This is a genomic window from Amycolatopsis sp. TRM77291 (genome assembly GCF_054166285.1).
The window spans coordinates 8,374,717-8,390,003 of the sequence record NZ_JBSZHF010000001.1 but is presented as its reverse complement, the minus strand read 5'-3'; the positions used below and the strand labels follow the sequence as shown (position 1 = coordinate 8,390,003).

General features: G+C 66.8%; 15 protein-coding genes and 1 tRNA gene. 6 read left to right on the top strand and 10 right to left on the bottom strand.

The genetic code is table 11. The annotated features are described in order from the left end of the window. Positions 1 to 8 precede the first annotated feature (8 nt). A complete protein-coding gene (locus tag ACXIZN_RS39435) occupies positions 9 to 713 on the top strand; it encodes a TetR/AcrR family transcriptional regulator (protein ID WP_457959845.1) in 705 nt (234 codons plus the stop codon). 35 nt (positions 714 to 748) lie between these two features. Further along, positions 749 to 1,954 (top strand): cytochrome P450, encoded by a 1,206-nt coding sequence (locus ACXIZN_RS39430; protein ID WP_457959844.1) that lies wholly within the window; start codon positions 749 to 751, stop codon positions 1,952 to 1,954. Here ACXIZN_RS39430 and ACXIZN_RS39425 read toward each other — a convergent pair. Continuing rightward, positions 1,951 to 2,592, bottom strand: coding sequence for a histidine phosphatase family protein (locus tag ACXIZN_RS39425; protein WP_457959843.1), 642 nt, complete (start codon positions 2,590 to 2,592; stop codon positions 1,951 to 1,953). The two genes, ACXIZN_RS39430 and ACXIZN_RS39425, sit on opposite strands and share 4 nt — an antisense overlap. Before the next feature lie 98 nt (positions 2,593 to 2,690). Then, positions 2,691 to 3,488: a TIGR03084 family metal-binding protein gene (locus ACXIZN_RS39420; protein WP_457959842.1), complete on the bottom strand. Its 798-nt coding sequence runs from the start codon at positions 3,486 to 3,488 to the stop codon at positions 2,691 to 2,693. Between the two features lie 129 nt (positions 3,489 to 3,617). Between ACXIZN_RS39420 and ACXIZN_RS39415 the strand changes: the two genes are divergently transcribed. Beyond that, entirely contained in the window at positions 3,618 to 4,064 is a 447-nt protein-coding gene (locus ACXIZN_RS39415; RefSeq protein WP_457959841.1) for a MerR family DNA-binding protein, read from the top strand. Between the two features lie 109 nt (positions 4,065 to 4,173). On the opposite strand, the gene ACXIZN_RS39410 is transcribed toward ACXIZN_RS39415, so the two are convergent. Then, the gene (locus ACXIZN_RS39410) at positions 4,174 to 5,301 is read right to left on the bottom strand and encodes an acyl-CoA dehydrogenase family protein (protein ID WP_457959840.1); all 1,128 of its coding nucleotides are present in this window, start codon (positions 5,299 to 5,301) and stop codon (positions 4,174 to 4,176) included. Positions 5,302 to 5,378: 77 nt separating this feature from the next. Continuing rightward, complete coding sequence (locus ACXIZN_RS39405) at positions 5,379 to 5,930, bottom strand: DUF4190 domain-containing protein (RefSeq protein ID WP_457960717.1); 552 nt, start codon at positions 5,928 to 5,930, stop codon at positions 5,379 to 5,381. A 367-nt stretch (positions 5,931 to 6,297) separates the two neighbouring features. Here ACXIZN_RS39405 and ACXIZN_RS39400 point away from each other — a divergent pair, with 367 nt between their 5' ends. Together ACXIZN_RS39400 and ACXIZN_RS39395 are read left to right on the top strand one after the other, a co-directional pair. Continuing rightward, the gene (locus ACXIZN_RS39400; protein WP_457959839.1) at positions 6,298 to 7,497 is read left to right on the top strand and encodes a sensor histidine kinase; all 1,200 of its coding nucleotides are present in this window, start codon (positions 6,298 to 6,300) and stop codon (positions 7,495 to 7,497) included. Between the two features lie 30 nt (positions 7,498 to 7,527). Beyond that, entirely contained in the window at positions 7,528 to 8,175 is a 648-nt protein-coding gene (locus ACXIZN_RS39395; protein ID WP_457960716.1) for a response regulator transcription factor, read from the top strand. A gap of 16 nt (positions 8,176 to 8,191) precedes the next feature. Here ACXIZN_RS39395 and ACXIZN_RS39390 read toward each other — a convergent pair whose 3' ends face one another. The 3 genes from ACXIZN_RS39390 to ACXIZN_RS39380 all read right to left on the bottom strand — a co-directional run bounded on the left by ACXIZN_RS39390 (position 8,192) and on the right by ACXIZN_RS39380 (position 12,309). Beyond that, the gene (locus ACXIZN_RS39390; RefSeq protein WP_457959838.1) at positions 8,192 to 9,028 is read right to left on the bottom strand and encodes an alpha/beta fold hydrolase; all 837 of its coding nucleotides are present in this window, start codon (positions 9,026 to 9,028) and stop codon (positions 8,192 to 8,194) included. Between the two features lie 96 nt (positions 9,029 to 9,124). Beyond that, positions 9,125 to 11,335, bottom strand: a complete 2,211-nt coding sequence (locus tag ACXIZN_RS39385; RefSeq protein WP_457959837.1) for a hypothetical protein — start codon at positions 11,333 to 11,335, stop codon at positions 9,125 to 9,127. Beyond that, positions 11,332 to 12,309, bottom strand: coding sequence for a 5'-methylthioadenosine/S-adenosylhomocysteine nucleosidase family protein (locus ACXIZN_RS39380; RefSeq protein WP_457959836.1), 978 nt, complete (start codon positions 12,307 to 12,309; stop codon positions 11,332 to 11,334). Before ACXIZN_RS39380 ends, ACXIZN_RS39385 begins: the two co-directional genes overlap by 4 nt. A gap of 196 nt (positions 12,310 to 12,505) precedes the next feature. Between ACXIZN_RS39380 and ACXIZN_RS39375 the strand changes: the two genes are divergently transcribed. Further along, positions 12,506 to 13,207 (top strand): NUDIX hydrolase, encoded by a 702-nt coding sequence (locus tag ACXIZN_RS39375; RefSeq protein WP_457959835.1) that lies wholly within the window; start codon positions 12,506 to 12,508, stop codon positions 13,205 to 13,207. A gap of 225 nt (positions 13,208 to 13,432) precedes the next feature. Here the strand turns inward: ACXIZN_RS39375 and ACXIZN_RS39370 are convergent, their stop codons facing one another. The 3 genes from ACXIZN_RS39370 to ACXIZN_RS39360 form a co-directional block, all read right to left on the bottom strand. Next, entirely contained in the window at positions 13,433 to 13,894 is a 462-nt protein-coding gene (locus ACXIZN_RS39370; protein WP_457959834.1) for a winged helix-turn-helix domain-containing protein, read from the bottom strand. 19 nt (positions 13,895 to 13,913) lie between these two features. After that, positions 13,914 to 15,149, bottom strand: coding sequence for a sulfite oxidase (locus ACXIZN_RS39365; protein WP_457959833.1), 1,236 nt, complete (start codon positions 15,147 to 15,149; stop codon positions 13,914 to 13,916). A gap of 63 nt (positions 15,150 to 15,212) precedes the next feature. Beyond that, positions 15,213 to 15,286, bottom strand: a tRNA-Leu gene (locus ACXIZN_RS39360). Position 15,287 lies beyond the last annotated feature (1 nt).

Sequence of the window (15,287 nt, the reverse complement as noted above, 5' to 3'; positions counted from 1 at the left end):
GAGCGCACGTGGCAGAACGTCCGGACCGCACCGCCGGCCGCGCCGATCGCATCCTCGACGCGGCCGGCGTCCTGCTGTCGCGGCTGGGCTATCGCAAGGTGACCATCGAGGACATCGCGAGCCAGGCTGGCATCGGGAAGGGCACGATCTACCTGCACTGGCCCACCAAGGAAACCCTCTTCCACGCGTTGCTCCTGCGTGAATCCCTGCGGGCCGCCGAGAACCTCCTCGCCCGGCTGGACGAAGACCCGGCGGAAGTCATCCCGCATCGGTTCCATCGGGTGGTCTTCCTCTACACCCAGCAGAACCCGTTGCTCGGCGCGCTCATCACCGGCAACACCGAACTGCTGGGCCGGTTGAAGAAACATCCTCTGCAGGATCAGGACACGGTCGTGACCGAGCGGTACCTGAAGACGATGACGGACCGGGGCCTGCTGCGCGACGACATCCCGCACCTGCTCTTTTCCCTGCGCGCCTCCGCGTTGGGGTTCTACCTGATGGACAGCTTCACCACCGACGGCGCCGGCCTCGAACCCGAAGAAAAGGCCGACGCTCTCGCGCACATCATCCGGACGGCGCTCGAGCCGCCGGAGCCGCCGTCCACGGCGAACGTGGCCGCCACCGCGGCCGAAGTGAGCCAGGCGTTCCAGGAGCTGATCTCGTCCTATCGCGCCTGGATCTACCGGAAGGACGGCCCCGAAGAGCCCGCCTGACCCGGGCTCTCCACCACCGAAGAAGGGGGCAAGTCATGACCACGATCGCCGAAAGCTGGGGCGTCCACGAAGGCCAGTTCTGGCTTCGGGGTGAATTCCCGGCCGACCCGGTCCGTTTCGACTCCGAGACGGGTATGTGGAACGTCTACGGCCACGCCGAGGCGCTGAAGACCCTGAGCGACCCCAAGGTGTTCTCCTCCGACACCACCCGGCTGATCCCCGAGGAGCTCTCACCGGACAAGGACCTGTTCGTCGAGGGCAACCTGCTCGTGATGGACCCGCCGGATCACAAGAAACTGCGCACGCTGGTGAGCCACGCATTCACCCCCAAGGTGGTCGCGGATCTCGAACCGCGGATCGCGGCGCTGACGAACGAACTCCTCGACGCCGTCGACGGCGCGGACTCGATGGAACTGGTGACCCATCTGGCCTACCCGCTGCCGGTTATCGTCATCGCCGAACTGCTCGGCATCCCGGCGAGCGATCGCGACCTGTTCAAGGAATGGGTCGACACGTTGCTGCGGAACAGCCAGCAACGGTCACTGATCAAGCAGACCGAGGAGGACAAGAAGGCCGCCGAGGAAACGGCCGCCCAGGTGAAGAACCTGGTGAACTACCTTGCCGAGCATGCCGACGACCGGCGGCGTAACCCGCGCGAGGACCTGCTGACCAAACTCGTCGAAGCCGAGGTCGACGGCGCGAAACTCACGCAGAACGAAGTCGTCAACTTCGCGAACGTGCTGCTGCTCGCCGGGCACATCACCACCACGATGCTGCTCGGGAACACGGTGCTGTGCCTGGATTCCCATCCGGACGAATACCGGCGCGTCCGCGAGGACCGGGCGCTGCTGCCCGCCGCCATCGAGGAATCGCTGCGTTTCCTCAGCCCGTTCGCGCTCGTCGCCCGCGCCACGACGACCGAGGTCGAACTGGGTGGCCAGACGATCCCGCCGGACAGCATGGTCGCTATCTGGGTCGCGGCGGCGAACCGGGATCCGCGGACGTTCACCGATCCCGGCACCTTCGATCCGGCGAGGGCGCACAACCCGCACCTCGCCTTCGGCCGCGGGATCCATTTCTGCATCGGCGCCCCGCTCGCCAGGCTGGAAGGCAAGACGGCGCTCAACATCCTGCTGGACCGCTTCCCGGATCTGCGCACCGATCCGGCCGCTCCGCCGTCGTTCATCCCGAGCCCGAACATGACCGGGGTGAACAAGCTCCAGTTGTTGCTGAAGCCCTAACGGTCCGCGTACCGGGAGGCGAGCGGGACCACCACTCGCGGCGCTCGCTTCCCGGGTGTGTACCGCAGTTCGGTGATGTTGCCGTTCGGCACGAGGTAGGTGTCGGCGAACGTGCGGAATCCGCGCATGGCCTCGCTGTCCGGCGTGGTGATCCCGGTCAGTAAGGACCACATGACCGCGCGGATGAAGAGCCCGTGCGTGAAGACCGCGATCGGCCCGGGTTCGCGTTCTCCCAGCCGCGCCAGGAATTCCTGGGTGCGGGTGAAGAGCGCCGCGAAGGATTCCGCGCCGTTCACCGCGTGGTGCGGATCCGCACGGGACCAGTAGGCCTCCGTGTACGGCTTACGGGTGGCTGTGGTGGTGACCTGTCCATGGAGTTCGCCGAGAAAGGTGAACTCCTGGACAGGCCACTCCTCACGCTCCGCGCCGGGGAACCGCTCGATCGTCGGCTCGGCGGTCTGCCGTGCCCGCAGGAACGGCGACGTCACGATCAACCGAGGCGGTTCGGCCAGCGATTCCGCGATTTCGACGGCTTGCCGCCTGCCGAGTTCGGTCAGCGCCGAAGTCCCCGGTTCCCCACCGGGAAGCCCCGCGTTGGACTCGCTTTCCCCATGCCTGATCAGCCACACTCGTGTCACGATCGCCTCCTAGACCCCGCGTGCGTCGACGATCGCACCGAGTGCGAGTTGATCGCGACTTCCAGGATGCCCCATCACCGCGGAAATGATCGGGACCCTCAACGGCCGAACTGTCCCGGCGAGCGGCCCTCGCCCGCGGGACCGCGGTACGCCTGCGCGATGTCCAGCCACTGATCCGCCAGCGCGCCCTCGGCGCGGACGTCGAGGTCGTCGCGATGACGGCGCCGCGTGACCAGGAGGCAGAAGTCCTCGGCGCTCCCGGTGATCCGCTCCGGCGAGTCCTCGGGGCCGAACGTCCACAGCTGCCCGGACGGCGAGGTGATCTCGAACCGGAACTCCCGCTCCGGCGGGGTCAGGCCGCGCGCCTCGTAGCCGAAGTCCCGCACCCGGACGGCGAAGCCGACGAGGTACGCGAGCCGGTCCGTCCGCTCCGGCCGCACACCCAGCGCGTCCGCGACGTCCTGGCCGTGCGCGAACAGTTCCATCATCCCGGCGCAGGCGAGGATGGCCGGCGGCAGCGGGTTGACGAGCCACGGGACGACCTGGTCCGCCGGGACGGCGGCGAGCGCCTTGATACCGGCGTCGCGTTCGGCACGCCAGCGGCTCAGCAGGACCTCGTTGGGGTCGCCGAGGTAATCGTCGAGGGCCGCGTTGACGGCGGCGTCGAACCCGCGCGCCATCGACGACTTCGCGAGTTCGGCGAAGGCCCGCGGCTCGGCCGCGGACAATCCGGCGATCTTGAAGATGAACGCGAGATGCGCGATCTGGTGTTTGACCGACCAGCCCGTCGCGGGCGTCGGAAGATCCCATCCCGCGTCGTCGAGGCCGGCCACCAGGGCGTCGACCTGTTCACCCTCCGTGGTGAGGTCCCTGATCACGTTCCGGAAGTCAGTCACCGTGCCGTCCTCTCGCCGTTTCCACCCTCTCGAATGATGCGGACGCGCCTGGCCGTCGTCTTCTCTTCGTGAGCCCCATCGGATTTCGGACTTGATTCTGGAGCCGGGTCCAGGTTCTACCCTCGTCTCATGCGAACCGAAGCGACGAAGGCGCTGACGGCGTTGACCATGTCCGAGGTGACCTCCCGCGCCGGAGTGCGGCCGGACACCGTGCGCTACTACGAGCGCATCGGCCTGCTGCCCACGCCCGCGCGGACGACCGGGGCCCACCGGCGCTACGACGAGGGCGTCATCGACCGGCTGCGGTTCATCCGCGGCACCCAGCGGCTCGGGCTGACGCTGACGGAGATCGGTGACCTGCTGAGCGTGCGCGACACCGGCGTATGCCCGTGCGAACCCGCCGAAACCATGCTGGAACGCCATCTCGCCGAAATCGACGCGGAGATGGCGCGGCTCGGCGAACTGCGCGCCGAACTCGCTTCCATGCTGTCCGGGATGTCCGGCGAGAACTGCGCCGATCCGGTTCCCGGTGCCTGGTGCCCGCCCGGCTGTGCTCCCGAGAGAGGAGGTGGATGATCATGCGAAACGACGACTGGTGCGATTGCGACTGCTGCGGCAGCGGCTGCTGCTGACCCGCTTCGGCGGGACCGGCCGGGCTTGACGTCACCCGGCCGGCCATCCGAGGTCAGTCCTGCGGCAGGAGCACGGTCTTCCCGATCCGGTCCTTGCAGACTTCGGCCGAGTAGGCCATCAGGCCACCGGCCTGCGCGTCCCGGAACAACCGCTGGATCGGCGACGTGCGAAGGAAGCCCGAGCCGCCGCCCGCTTTCAGCGCCAGCTGGGCGGCATCGCGGGCGATGTCGTTCGCGAGCACCTTCGCCGTCATGGTCGCGGGCATGAACTCCGGCGAATTCCGATCCGCCAGCCAGGCCATGTTCCGCGAGTACACGCGTGCGGCTTCGAGACGGGCGTGGACGTCCGCCGCTTCGAATTGGAGCCACTGCATTTCGGCGAGCGGCTGCCCGGTCGCGGGGATGACGCGGCTTCGGGCGTGCGAGACCAGAGCTTCCTCCGCCGCGTCGGCGATCCCCAGTGACAGGAACGCGAGGCCGGCCGCGATGTGGTTCGGACGCGGCTCGGCCGAAGGCGGGCACCTGCGGTCCTCCCGCAGCAGGGTCCCTTCGAAGGAGACGAGCTGGCTTCGGCTGGCGCGCAGGCCCATCGTGTCCCAGATGGGCACGAAGGTCATCGTGTCGTCCGGCGAGACGCCGAAGAAGGTGGGCACGCCGCCGACGAGCGCGTTGACCAGGAAGTGGTCGGCGGCCTCGCAGCCGGAAACGAACCGTTTGGCGCCGGTGAGGCGGAATCCGCCGTCGGCAGGCTCCGCGATCTGTTGCGGCATCAGGAACATGTTGCCGCTGCCCGGTTCCGAAAGCGCGTTGGCGAACCGCTTGCCGGCGATGAGTTCTTCGGCGTAGAAGCGGCCCACGCCGGGAGCGGACAACTGGGCCAGCCCGACCGCGGCACCGATGTGCATCACCCAGACGCACGCGGTGGAGGAACAGGCGGCGCTGAGAATACGGACGATTTCGCCGTAGCTCCGATAACTGAGCTCCTCGCCGCCGAGCTCCACGGGCAACGTCGCCCTGTCGAGGCCGGTCGCGTGCAAGGCACGAAGGTTGGCGATGGGCAGCTCGGCCGTGTCGTCGAATTCGGCGGCACTCGCGGCGAAATCCCTCGCCAATTCGGTGGCTGTTTCGATCCAGTGACGTTCGTGGGCGGGCGGGTCGAACGGATGGACGGGCTCGGTCATGACCGCATCATGCCGGAATCGCGAAGGCCTCCTCGCCACCCCGAGAATGGCGAAGGAGGCCTTTCACGGTCCGGCTGTCACACTCCGGTGCAGGCGGCCATGGCGAATTCGCCCGAAGCGGTCTTGGTCGAAACGACCGCGCCGTCGACGGTGATCTTGCAGGTGACGGATCCGCCGGTCTCGCCGGTGGTCACCGTGAGCGTCCCGCCCTTGTAGACGCCCTTGTTCTCGACTTCCTTGTTCCACGGCAGCGCCGGAACGGTCTCGGTGGCGGGGTTCAGGACCTCGCCGTAGATGACCTCGACGTTCGTGGCGTCACCGGTGACTTCGTAGGACACCTTCGCGGTGCGGTTGATTTCCTTGTTGACCTCGTCGACCGCCGCGTTGAACACGAAGATCCACACCACGCAGACCACGAGCCCGAGCGCGGACAGGGCTATACCGGTGATGGAGAGGCCCTTGTTGGAGGCCTTCCCGTTCTTGACGCGGATCAGGCCGATGATCGAGAAGATCAGGCCGAGGATCACCAGCGGCCAAGCGATGACGCCGACGAACGGGATCGGGGAGAAGACCAGCCCCACCAGGCCGAGGACGAAGCCCGTGACGCCGATGCCGTTGCGGGGCGGCATCGGGCTGGCGGGGGCTTGCGGGGCCGGCGTGTAGGGGGTTTGCTGGNGCCAAGCGATGACGCCGACGAACGGGATCGGGGAGAAGACCAGCCCCACCAGGCCGAGGACGAAGCCCGTGACGCCGATGCCGTTGCGGGGCGGCATCGGGCTGGCGGGGGCTTGCGGGGCCGGCGTGTAGGGGGTTTGCTGGGTCACGGGGGATTTCCTTTCCAACGGAATGAACGAGGCGGCATACAACCAGTGATCGCGAGGCGGCCGCGTCGTCCTCGGCGCGTGAACCCGTTACGACGAAAGTCGTAATTCGCGCGCTGCGAAGGATCGGTTCCGCTGATGCGGCCGGCCTGCCCTGCTTGCGTACGCTCAGCGCATGGCAAGGCGTGTGCTCGGTGTGGTGCTCACTGTGATGGCGGTCGCGGCGTGCGTGATCAGCAGCATTTTCGTCTTCAGCGCCCAGGGTTATCTTCCGGCGACGCAATCGTTCGACCCGACGTGGTGGTCCACGCTCGGTTTCTTCACCGGGATCGCGGCGGCGGTCATGCTCTGCTGGCGGCACAAATGGCCGGAACTCGTCCTCGGCATCGCCTTGGTTCCGCCGCTTTGCTTCCGCTCCGACGCGCTGGCCGCGCTGGTCGCCCTCGCCGCTTTGGCCGCGCACCGCCGCGACCGTCTGCTGTGGACCGGATCAGTGCTGGTCTACATCGCGACGGCGTGGGCGTTGTTCGGCGACGCCAACCGCCATCCCGATGTGACCGTCGCCGGGCAGATCGTCGGCAAACAGCTGTCCGCGGTCCAGGTGATGGGGACGCTGACGGTCGCCGTCGTGTTGACGGCCGTACCACTCACGGTCGGCGTCGTCCGCGGGATGCAGGGCACGATCGCGATCCGCGAGGCCAAGGAAGCGGAGCTCCGCGCCGAAATGACCCGCCGCGCGGAACGCACCCGGATCGCGCGCGAGATGCACGACGTCCTCGGGCACCGGCTTTCCCTGCTGTCGCTGCAGGCCGGCGCGCTCGAGGTCAGCAAGGGGCCCGCGACGACGGAAGCCGCCAAGACCGTCCGCACGACGGCCCGTCAATCGCTCGAAGATCTGCGGCAGGTCATCGGTGTCCTGCGCGATGGCCAGGGTTTCGGTGAGAACGGCGAGCACGGATCCCATCCGGAGCCGCCGCAGCCGACGCTGGCGGACATTCCCGAGCTGGTCGCCAACGCGCGACGGGCAGGGTTGGGCGTCAACGTGACGATCCTGCTCAACGACCCGGGCGGCGCGCCGACGCTGCTCGGCACGACCGCCTACCGGATCGTCCAAGAGTCGCTGACCAACATCCTGAAGCACGCGCCGGGCACGCCGGCCGAGGTTTCGGTGCGCGGAGGTCCCGGAAACGGGCTCACCGTCGAGGTCGTCAACCCGCTGCCCGCGGCGGCCGCGACGGGCAAGCCGCCCGGTGCCGGCGCGGGGCTGACCGGGATCGGCGAGCGGGTCACGCTGATCGGCGGGAACGCCAGCGCCGGCCCCACCGACGAGGGCACATTCGCCGTCCGGGCTTGGCTACCGTGGGGACACCACTAACCTGTCCGGGTGAACCAGCGCCCACTGCGAGTGCTGCTCGTCGACGACGACCCGCTCGTACGAACCGGTTTGTCGATGATCCTGTCCAGCACGGGCGACATCCAGGTCGTCGCGGAGGCGGGCGACGGGGACGAAGCCGTGCCGAAGGTGACCATGCACGCGCCCGACGTCGTGCTGATGGACATCCGGATGCGGCGGATGAACGGCCTCATCGCGACGGCCGCCGTCACCGCGCTGCCCAATCCGCCGAAGGTCCTCGTGCTGACCACCTACGACCTCGACGAATACGTTTTCGACGCACTCGGCGCCGGCGCCAGCGGATTCCTGCTGAAAGAAGGTTCACCGCAGGAGATCATCGACGCGGTCCGGGTGGTCGCGGCGGGCGAGGCGATGCTTTCGCCGCGGACGACGCGGAAACTCATCGGGCACTTCGTCGCGACCAGGTCGAGCCCTCGCCGCCATCGGGCGCGAGCCGGGCTGAGCACCCTGACCGAACGCGAACGCGAGATCGTCACCGCCGTCGCTCAGGGCGGCACCAACGCCGAAATCGGCGCGGCACTGCACCTGAGCGAGGCGACGGTGAAGACCCACATCACCCGGATCTTCGCGAAACTCGACGCGGCCAACCGGGTCCAGCTGACGATCTTCGCCTACGAAGCCGGGCTCGTCGCTCCCTGACGGTCCCTTTGATGAACTACGCGAGCCCGGCGAGGACGGCGGCGGCCTCCTGCGGATGGATGAGGAACCGGACGTGGCTGCTCACGAGCGATCGCACGTCGGTCGGGTTGTCCGGGGTGAGCGCGTCCGCCTCCTTGATGAACCGGTCCTGCAGCGCGATCGGCATCGACCGGTCCTCGGTGAGCCGGATGTAGGTGCGCGGGATCCGGCCCCAGGTGGCGGCGTCGGCGAGTTCGGTTCCGGCGTCGAGGCTCTCGTCCGGCTCAAGAGTGTTGAGGTACGCGAAGAACTCCTGCTCGGTGCCGTCCTCGAGCATCGCGTTCTTCAACGCGGCCAGCAGCGCGGGATCGGCCGTGCGCCAGTTCATGCGGAGCGCGCCGAGTTCGGCGGGATTCGCGACGACGACCCCGCCGACGTCGTTGAGCGCGCTGCTCGCGTACTCGGGTCCCTGCATGTACTCGCCCACCGTCGCGTCGACGCAGCACCACGCCGAGATGTAGACGATCCGGTCGATCAGTTCGGGGACCGCGTTCGCGACACCGGTGAGCGCGAGCCCGCCGCGGCTGTGCCCGACCAGGATGACCGGTCCATGCTCGGCGACCTTGCGCACGACATCCACGACCTGGTCGACTGCCTCGGCCAGCGTGACACCCGCCTGGTTCGACGGCGCCGTGGCCAGCGCTTCGAGGTCTTGCGGCGCCTGGTAAGCGGCATGGAAACCGGCGGCGAAGCCGTGCCCGGGAAGGTCGACGGCCAGGGTGCGATGGCCGAGCAGCGCGAGCTCGCGTTGCAGCGGGCCCCAGGTGAAGGAGGCGCTGCTGGAACCGTGCACGAAAACGTAAGTCGGAGTCACGGTTCGTATCCTGTCATCCCGGCTTCGCAGGCATGGCACGGATCACGTTCGAGCGGGTGTCGCGAGCGGCCCCCTCGCCCGCTCGCGACACCTCGTCTAGGAGTCCCGGTCCTCCGAGCGGGACTCGGCATCGGAACCAAGGGAGGAGATATCGCCCTCTTCGAGCAGATCGATCTGGCGGCTTCCTGCTCTCCAGTCCTGTGAACGGCGGCGCCGTCGTTCCTGTTCACGAACGATCCAATCGCGCCCCTCCGCCGCGACCGCTTCCAGGACATGCAACGCGCCTGCGATCCCGGACGCCGTGAGCGAGGTTTGGAGAATCTCTGACTCGTCTTCCACCGTCATATCGGTCAGACCGCCGGTGCCCTCCACCAGAACGCTGATGTCCTCACCGCTGAGGAGGGAAAGGCGGAACTCGCGACTTCGTACGGTGACGGCACCGAGATGTGCCGGATCGTCGCCTCGGACGACGTACCGCCGGTTGTCCGCGAACCGGATACCGACCTCCGCGACATGCGCCGAAGCCAACGCGTCATAACGGAACGACTTCCGCTGCTCGTTGTGCACGTCGCCGGTGAGGAAGTTCAGCTGGACTTCGATCTCACGCACTCCGCTCTTTGTAAGCAGGAAGACGAGCACCACATATTTGGAGTACCGGAGCGGACCGCGGGGCACGCGTGCCCGCAGCGCGTCGGACATCCCTTCGGTCAGAACGACATGCGCGACGAGATCCCGGTTCACCAACGAGGACCGCCTGAGCGCCTCGGTCTTGAGGTAGTTCTTGTCGAGGTCCAGCCAGCGCGCCATTTCCGCGTCACTCGGCCTGTCGCTGAGCTCATGCCGCCAATCCGAATAAGCTCGCTGTTCGGCCTCGTAGGTCACCTGCGCGGCGGCACGCTCCAAGACATCGTCCCGTTGCGCCGCCAGGATCTGGATGGCTCCCTTGACCGCGAGGAAAGCCCCGATCCCCAGGAAGAAGGCGACACCTGCGAAACCGCCCCCGGCGAAAAGCAGGAACAGCGATCCCGCGACGCAACCGCCGACACTCGACTTGAACAGCGCCGACGTACTTCCCGACGGCCTCAGCGAAGCCCTGTATGCGAACAATGTTCCCGCACGCCACTGGTCGGCCACCTGGCGCGCGTGCCAGCGCATGAGCCACAGGACACTCTCCGGTCCCACTTGAGCATTGCCGTAGAGAGCGACGAAACGGGTCTTGAGATACTGGCGGATACCGAACGTGTCGGCATCCCAGTTTCCCGCGATATGGGGCCTCGCCTCCGCGAAACTCAGGTCGACCAGCCCGTGGACCTCTTCGACGAACCGCGTCGAGACCCAATGCCCGGGCGAGACCGGCCGCACGAGCTGAACCGGGATCCCGTGCTCGCGGTTCTTGCTCGCCAGCCGCCTTTTCACGACTTCGATTTCCAGTCCCCAACGGAAGGCACCGAAAGTTCCCGCTCCCACCAGGAGCAGACCGAGAAGGCCGAGGACGAGACTCCCGTCGACGAAGGCCCCGATCGCGAAGAGCAGACCGAGCAGAAGGGCGAACATTCCCGAAACCAGTTTGACCCAGGCACTCGCGCCCACCGGCGACGGCGCTTTCTCCCAGAATCGTGGCGGAGCGGGGTCGGGTTCGAAGAATTTCCACGCGCGGCCGGCCCTGTCCTGCGCCAACCTGTCCTCGGCGACCCTCTGCGCGTAGAGGACGTCGAGGCTGTCTTGGATCGCGCCGCTGAGGATCATGTTCAGATGCCGGGTGATCTCGCGCTGGCGTTGCGCCGGGAGGTCACTGAAGTTCTTCAACGCGCGGTTCATGGCCTGCGGGTCGAATGTGCTCCCGATCTGCTGTCCCCATACACACGTGACGAAGTCCGACACGACTTCGAGCGCGCTGCGCCAATCATCGTGGCCGAAACCGCTTGCCAGGGCGATCGCGTCCAAGAACGCGTTGTGCACGTCGTCGTTCATCTCACCGAGCGAGCGTCCGCTGAAAACAGCCAGCGCGTAGTAGTACGCGAATTCGGCCGACGAAATCTGGCCTTGCTTCATGACGTCGCGGAAGATCTCCTGCGCCATGCGGGCGTTCCCGCCCTCGAGGTGGTTCTTCGCCACTTCGAGCTTTCGCTCGGGAGGATCCTCCCGGCTGACGTGATAGGTGTTCTCATGTCGATGAAAAGTCGTCGAACCGTAGTTCACGCCGATCTGCTGACCGACCGTGGAGTTCCCGGATGCGACGTACTCGTGGTATGCCTGGGGATGCGAGCCGTTCGGCATCGTCCCGTGCGGCCAATTCGGCGGAGTCATCGCGGCCTGCCGGAGTCACCGAGGTCGATGGTGACGTCGCCCTGATTGGTTCCGATCTGCTGCCCGACCCGTGCGTTGTCACGCGCGACGAACTTGTGATGCGACGTCGGCTGTGACGGCTTCTCAGCACGCCGGCCACCTTCGTGTCCATCGTCGAGTTCGGTGGCGACGGCGATGGCGAACGCGGCCGCGTTGGCCGCGGCGATGTCCTGCCATCCTTCGGCGTCCGTCCGATCCTTGGCACCACCCGCGAGATCACTGATACCGCGGATCGTGATGGCGGGAACCCGCTCATTGAGATGGCCCGCCGAAGCGAATCCAGCGCTTTCCATCTCGATCGCGATCGCGTCGTTGTAGTTGCGCCGCAGTTGCCGTGCCAAGTCCGAGGTTCGCGAGTTGAGCACGACCTCACCGGCCGCGATCGGTTCGAACCAGACCTTCGGCACCGGCGAATCCTCGTTTCGCCGTTCATCCGATCGAAGCCACTGTTCTTCCCTGGCCAGGAAACGCGCGATTTGCTCCGCCCGGTGCGAAATCTCCCAGGCACGCGGACGCGCGAGAAACTCGGTGTCTTCGCTTCGTCCACCCTGATAGGCGTAGACCTTCGTAGCCACAACGACATCACCCAGTCGCAACCAGTCGCGCAGTCCGCCTGCGACACCCGTGAAGATGATCGTCGCCGGGTCGAACTCCGCGATCGCCCTTTCGGTCAGTGTGGCGGCCGAAGAGTTGCCCATACCCACCACGGCCGTGGCGACCTTGCCTCCGGAACGGCCGGGCAGTTCGCCGATCTCGAACAGGGTTCCCGCGGGATGCTGATGGCGGGACAATCCTTTCAACCGGGCACGAACAGCCGCGTACTCGGTCTCCAACGCGGTCAGGATGACGATCATGCGACCACGTCGATTCTTTTCACCACAGTGTTTTCCTCTCACAGACCGCGCCGGCGATGTCGACGCGATGTAGCCGAGCATGGCGAAGATGCGGTCGTCCGAACGGTGAGCGGGACGGGCGACCGGGATGTGGGAGTGCTTGGTGCAACTTGCACGGTAGCGGAGCCCGACCATTCTCGTCAATTAGACGATTAATCCACCGGGGCACTAGACTGTCCCAGGTGGACACAAACTTCACCAACGCCCGTCGTCGGCACCTCGACAGAAGGCGGCAAGGATGACCGAAGACGACTGGACGATCCCTGAGATCACAGTGGCGGTCGACCTCGCGATCCTCACGGTGCAAGCGGGTTCATTGCAGATCATGTTGGTGAAGCGGGGCATCCCCCCGTTCGAGGACGAACTCGCCCTGCCCGGAGGCTTTCTGGAATCCACGGCCGAGGACCTGGATTCCGCCGCCGCCCGAGAGCTCACGGAAGAGACCGGCCTGCGCGCCGAAGACCTGCACCTGGAGCAACTGAAAACCTACGGAGGCCTCGATCGCGACCCACGCGGCCGGGTGGTGAGCGTGTGCTACCTGGCCTTCACGCCGAATCTTCCGGCCCCCACGGCCGGCGGCGACGCTCGCGAGGCGATCCTGACCCCGGTCGACGACGTATTACGGCCGCAGGCGACGATGGCCTTCGACCACAAAGAGATAGTCGCGGACGCCGTGGAGCGAGCCAGGAACAAGCTCGAGTACACGACCTTGGGCGCCGCTTTCTGCGCTCCTGAGTTCACGATCACCGACCTGAGGCAGGTTTACGAAATCGTCTGGGGCGAGAAGCTCGACCCTCGCAACTTCCATCGCAAGATCACCAGCGTGCCGGGCTTCCTGACCCCCACCGGCGGACGGGTCACCAGACAGGCGGGGCGCCCTGCGGCCCTCTACCGCCGCGGACCGGCCACGATCCTCCATCCCGCGATGCTGCGAACCTGACCCCTTTATCGTCACCTTGACATTAACTCTCCGGCGTACTAGCTTCAGTAGAGTAATCGTCACTATGACGAGAAGAGGGATGATGGAGATCCGTTCGACATTGAGAAGCGCCGTACGCGTGGTCACCTTGGCCTTTACCAGCGGCATCGCCTGTGGCGTGATCGTGTCCGGTTGCGCCTATGACCAGATCCGCGGCTCTTCCCCACCCGATGATCGCGAAAGTTCTCAGTCCGCGATGAGCACCTGGCCCGCCCCGTCGAACCGGTAGCCGACCCCGCGCACCGTCGTGATCGGCGTCAGCACGGGTTCCAGCTTCCCGCGGATCTTGCGGACATGGACGTCCACGGTCCGCCCGTTGCCGCCGGTCAGGCCCCAGACCTGTTCCATCAGCGTGACCCGGTCGAAGACACGGTCCGGATTCCGGCCGAGGAACAGCAGGAGGTCGAACTCGAGCCTGGTGAACTCCAGCACCTCGCCCTGCATCAGCACTCGTCGCGAACCGGGTTCGATGCGTAGCGGTGGCGCGAATCCGGCGACCTGGCCTGCTTGGACAGTCTTGGTGGTCAGGGTCACCCCGACAGTGTCCTCAAAGGACTCAAGCAGGCGCGCGGTGATCGCGGCGGCTTGTTCCGGGTCGGTGTTCACCCGTAACTCCAGGGTCAATTCGACGGCTGGTTCCCCTCTCACCGCCACCGACCTCGTCATCTCACACCACCCGGACCGGATGCCGGACGACGGCGTCGAACAAATAGCCCTGGGAGTTGTGCGGCGTGACCTCCGGCTGGGTGACACCGGTGATGTCCGTGGCCCGCGCCCGCAGGGTGTGGGTACCGGGATTACCGGAGCGCCAAGGGATCTCCCAGCGTTGCCAGCCTCGATCGGCCGCCGCGCCCACGAACTTCGCCTTCCGCCAACCGGCACCGGTGTCGACTTCGACGCGCCGGATCCGGCCGTTTCCCGACCACGACCGGCCGCGCAGCGCATACCTGCCGCCTGCCGCGAATTCGGCGTTCCACGGCAGTTCGAACGCGCTCTTGACCACCTGCCGGGTCACGAGCGCCCCGTCCGCCGGATAGTCCGGCCCGAGCAGCCGGTAGTACTGCGTGTTCCACGGCGACACCAGTGGCGTCTCCGAGACTTCGATACGCCCCAGCCATTTGATCGACGAGATCCCGGCCCACGACGGCACGACGAGCCGCACCGGATGACCGTGATCCGGCGGGAGCGGACGCCCGTTCATCTCGTAGGCAAGCAAAACGTCCTGCAACGCCTTCGCGACCGGGAGAGGGCGGCGCACCTTCCCCAGGTTCACCCCGCCGGTGACGTAGCCGGCGTCCAGTCCCTCCGGCAGGACGTCCACCGCGTGCCGCGTCAGCCTCGCTTTGGCCAGCACGGTGGAAAGCCGGACACCGCGCCAGCGCGCGACGCCGATCGCGCCGAGCTTCCACGGCGTGCCGGACACCGCCTGCCCTTGCTGGCCGGTGAAGAAACTCCGCCCGTTGCCCGCGCATTCGATGGCGGAATTGATCGTCTCCGCGGGCAATTCGAGCAGGTCTCGGTAGCCGAACTCGACCGGCCCTCCACGCAGGCCGCTCCCGAACAGCTTCAGCCGCCAGGTGCCGGCGTCGATCGACGGTGTGGCGGTGTGGTTTCGCACGAAGAACCGGTCGACCGGGGTCAGCTCGCCCTGGCCACTCAGTGCCTCCCATCGCGTCTCCGCGTTGGTGTCGTAGACCTCGAAGATCTCGGGCGGCAAGGGCTTCACGATCGGCGACGCCGCCGACGCCGTTCCAGCGGGAAGCGCACCGAAAGCCGTCAACGCGAGCGAGCCGCCCGCCGCGAGCCGAAGCAGACCGCGCCTGGAAACCCCATCTCCTTCACACCACTGGGTGAGTCGAGTGCGGTCGTAGGTGGCTTCGTCGGTCAGGCCGATTCCGGTCATGCGGATCATTGTCGGCAGCGTCGGTCCGCGCGGACCAGGACGTCCACAGAGCGGAACCGGTTGTGCCCCGGACGGGGATCGAACCCGCACTGTGTCGATTTTAAGTCGACTGCCTCTGCCAGTTGGGCTACCGGGGCA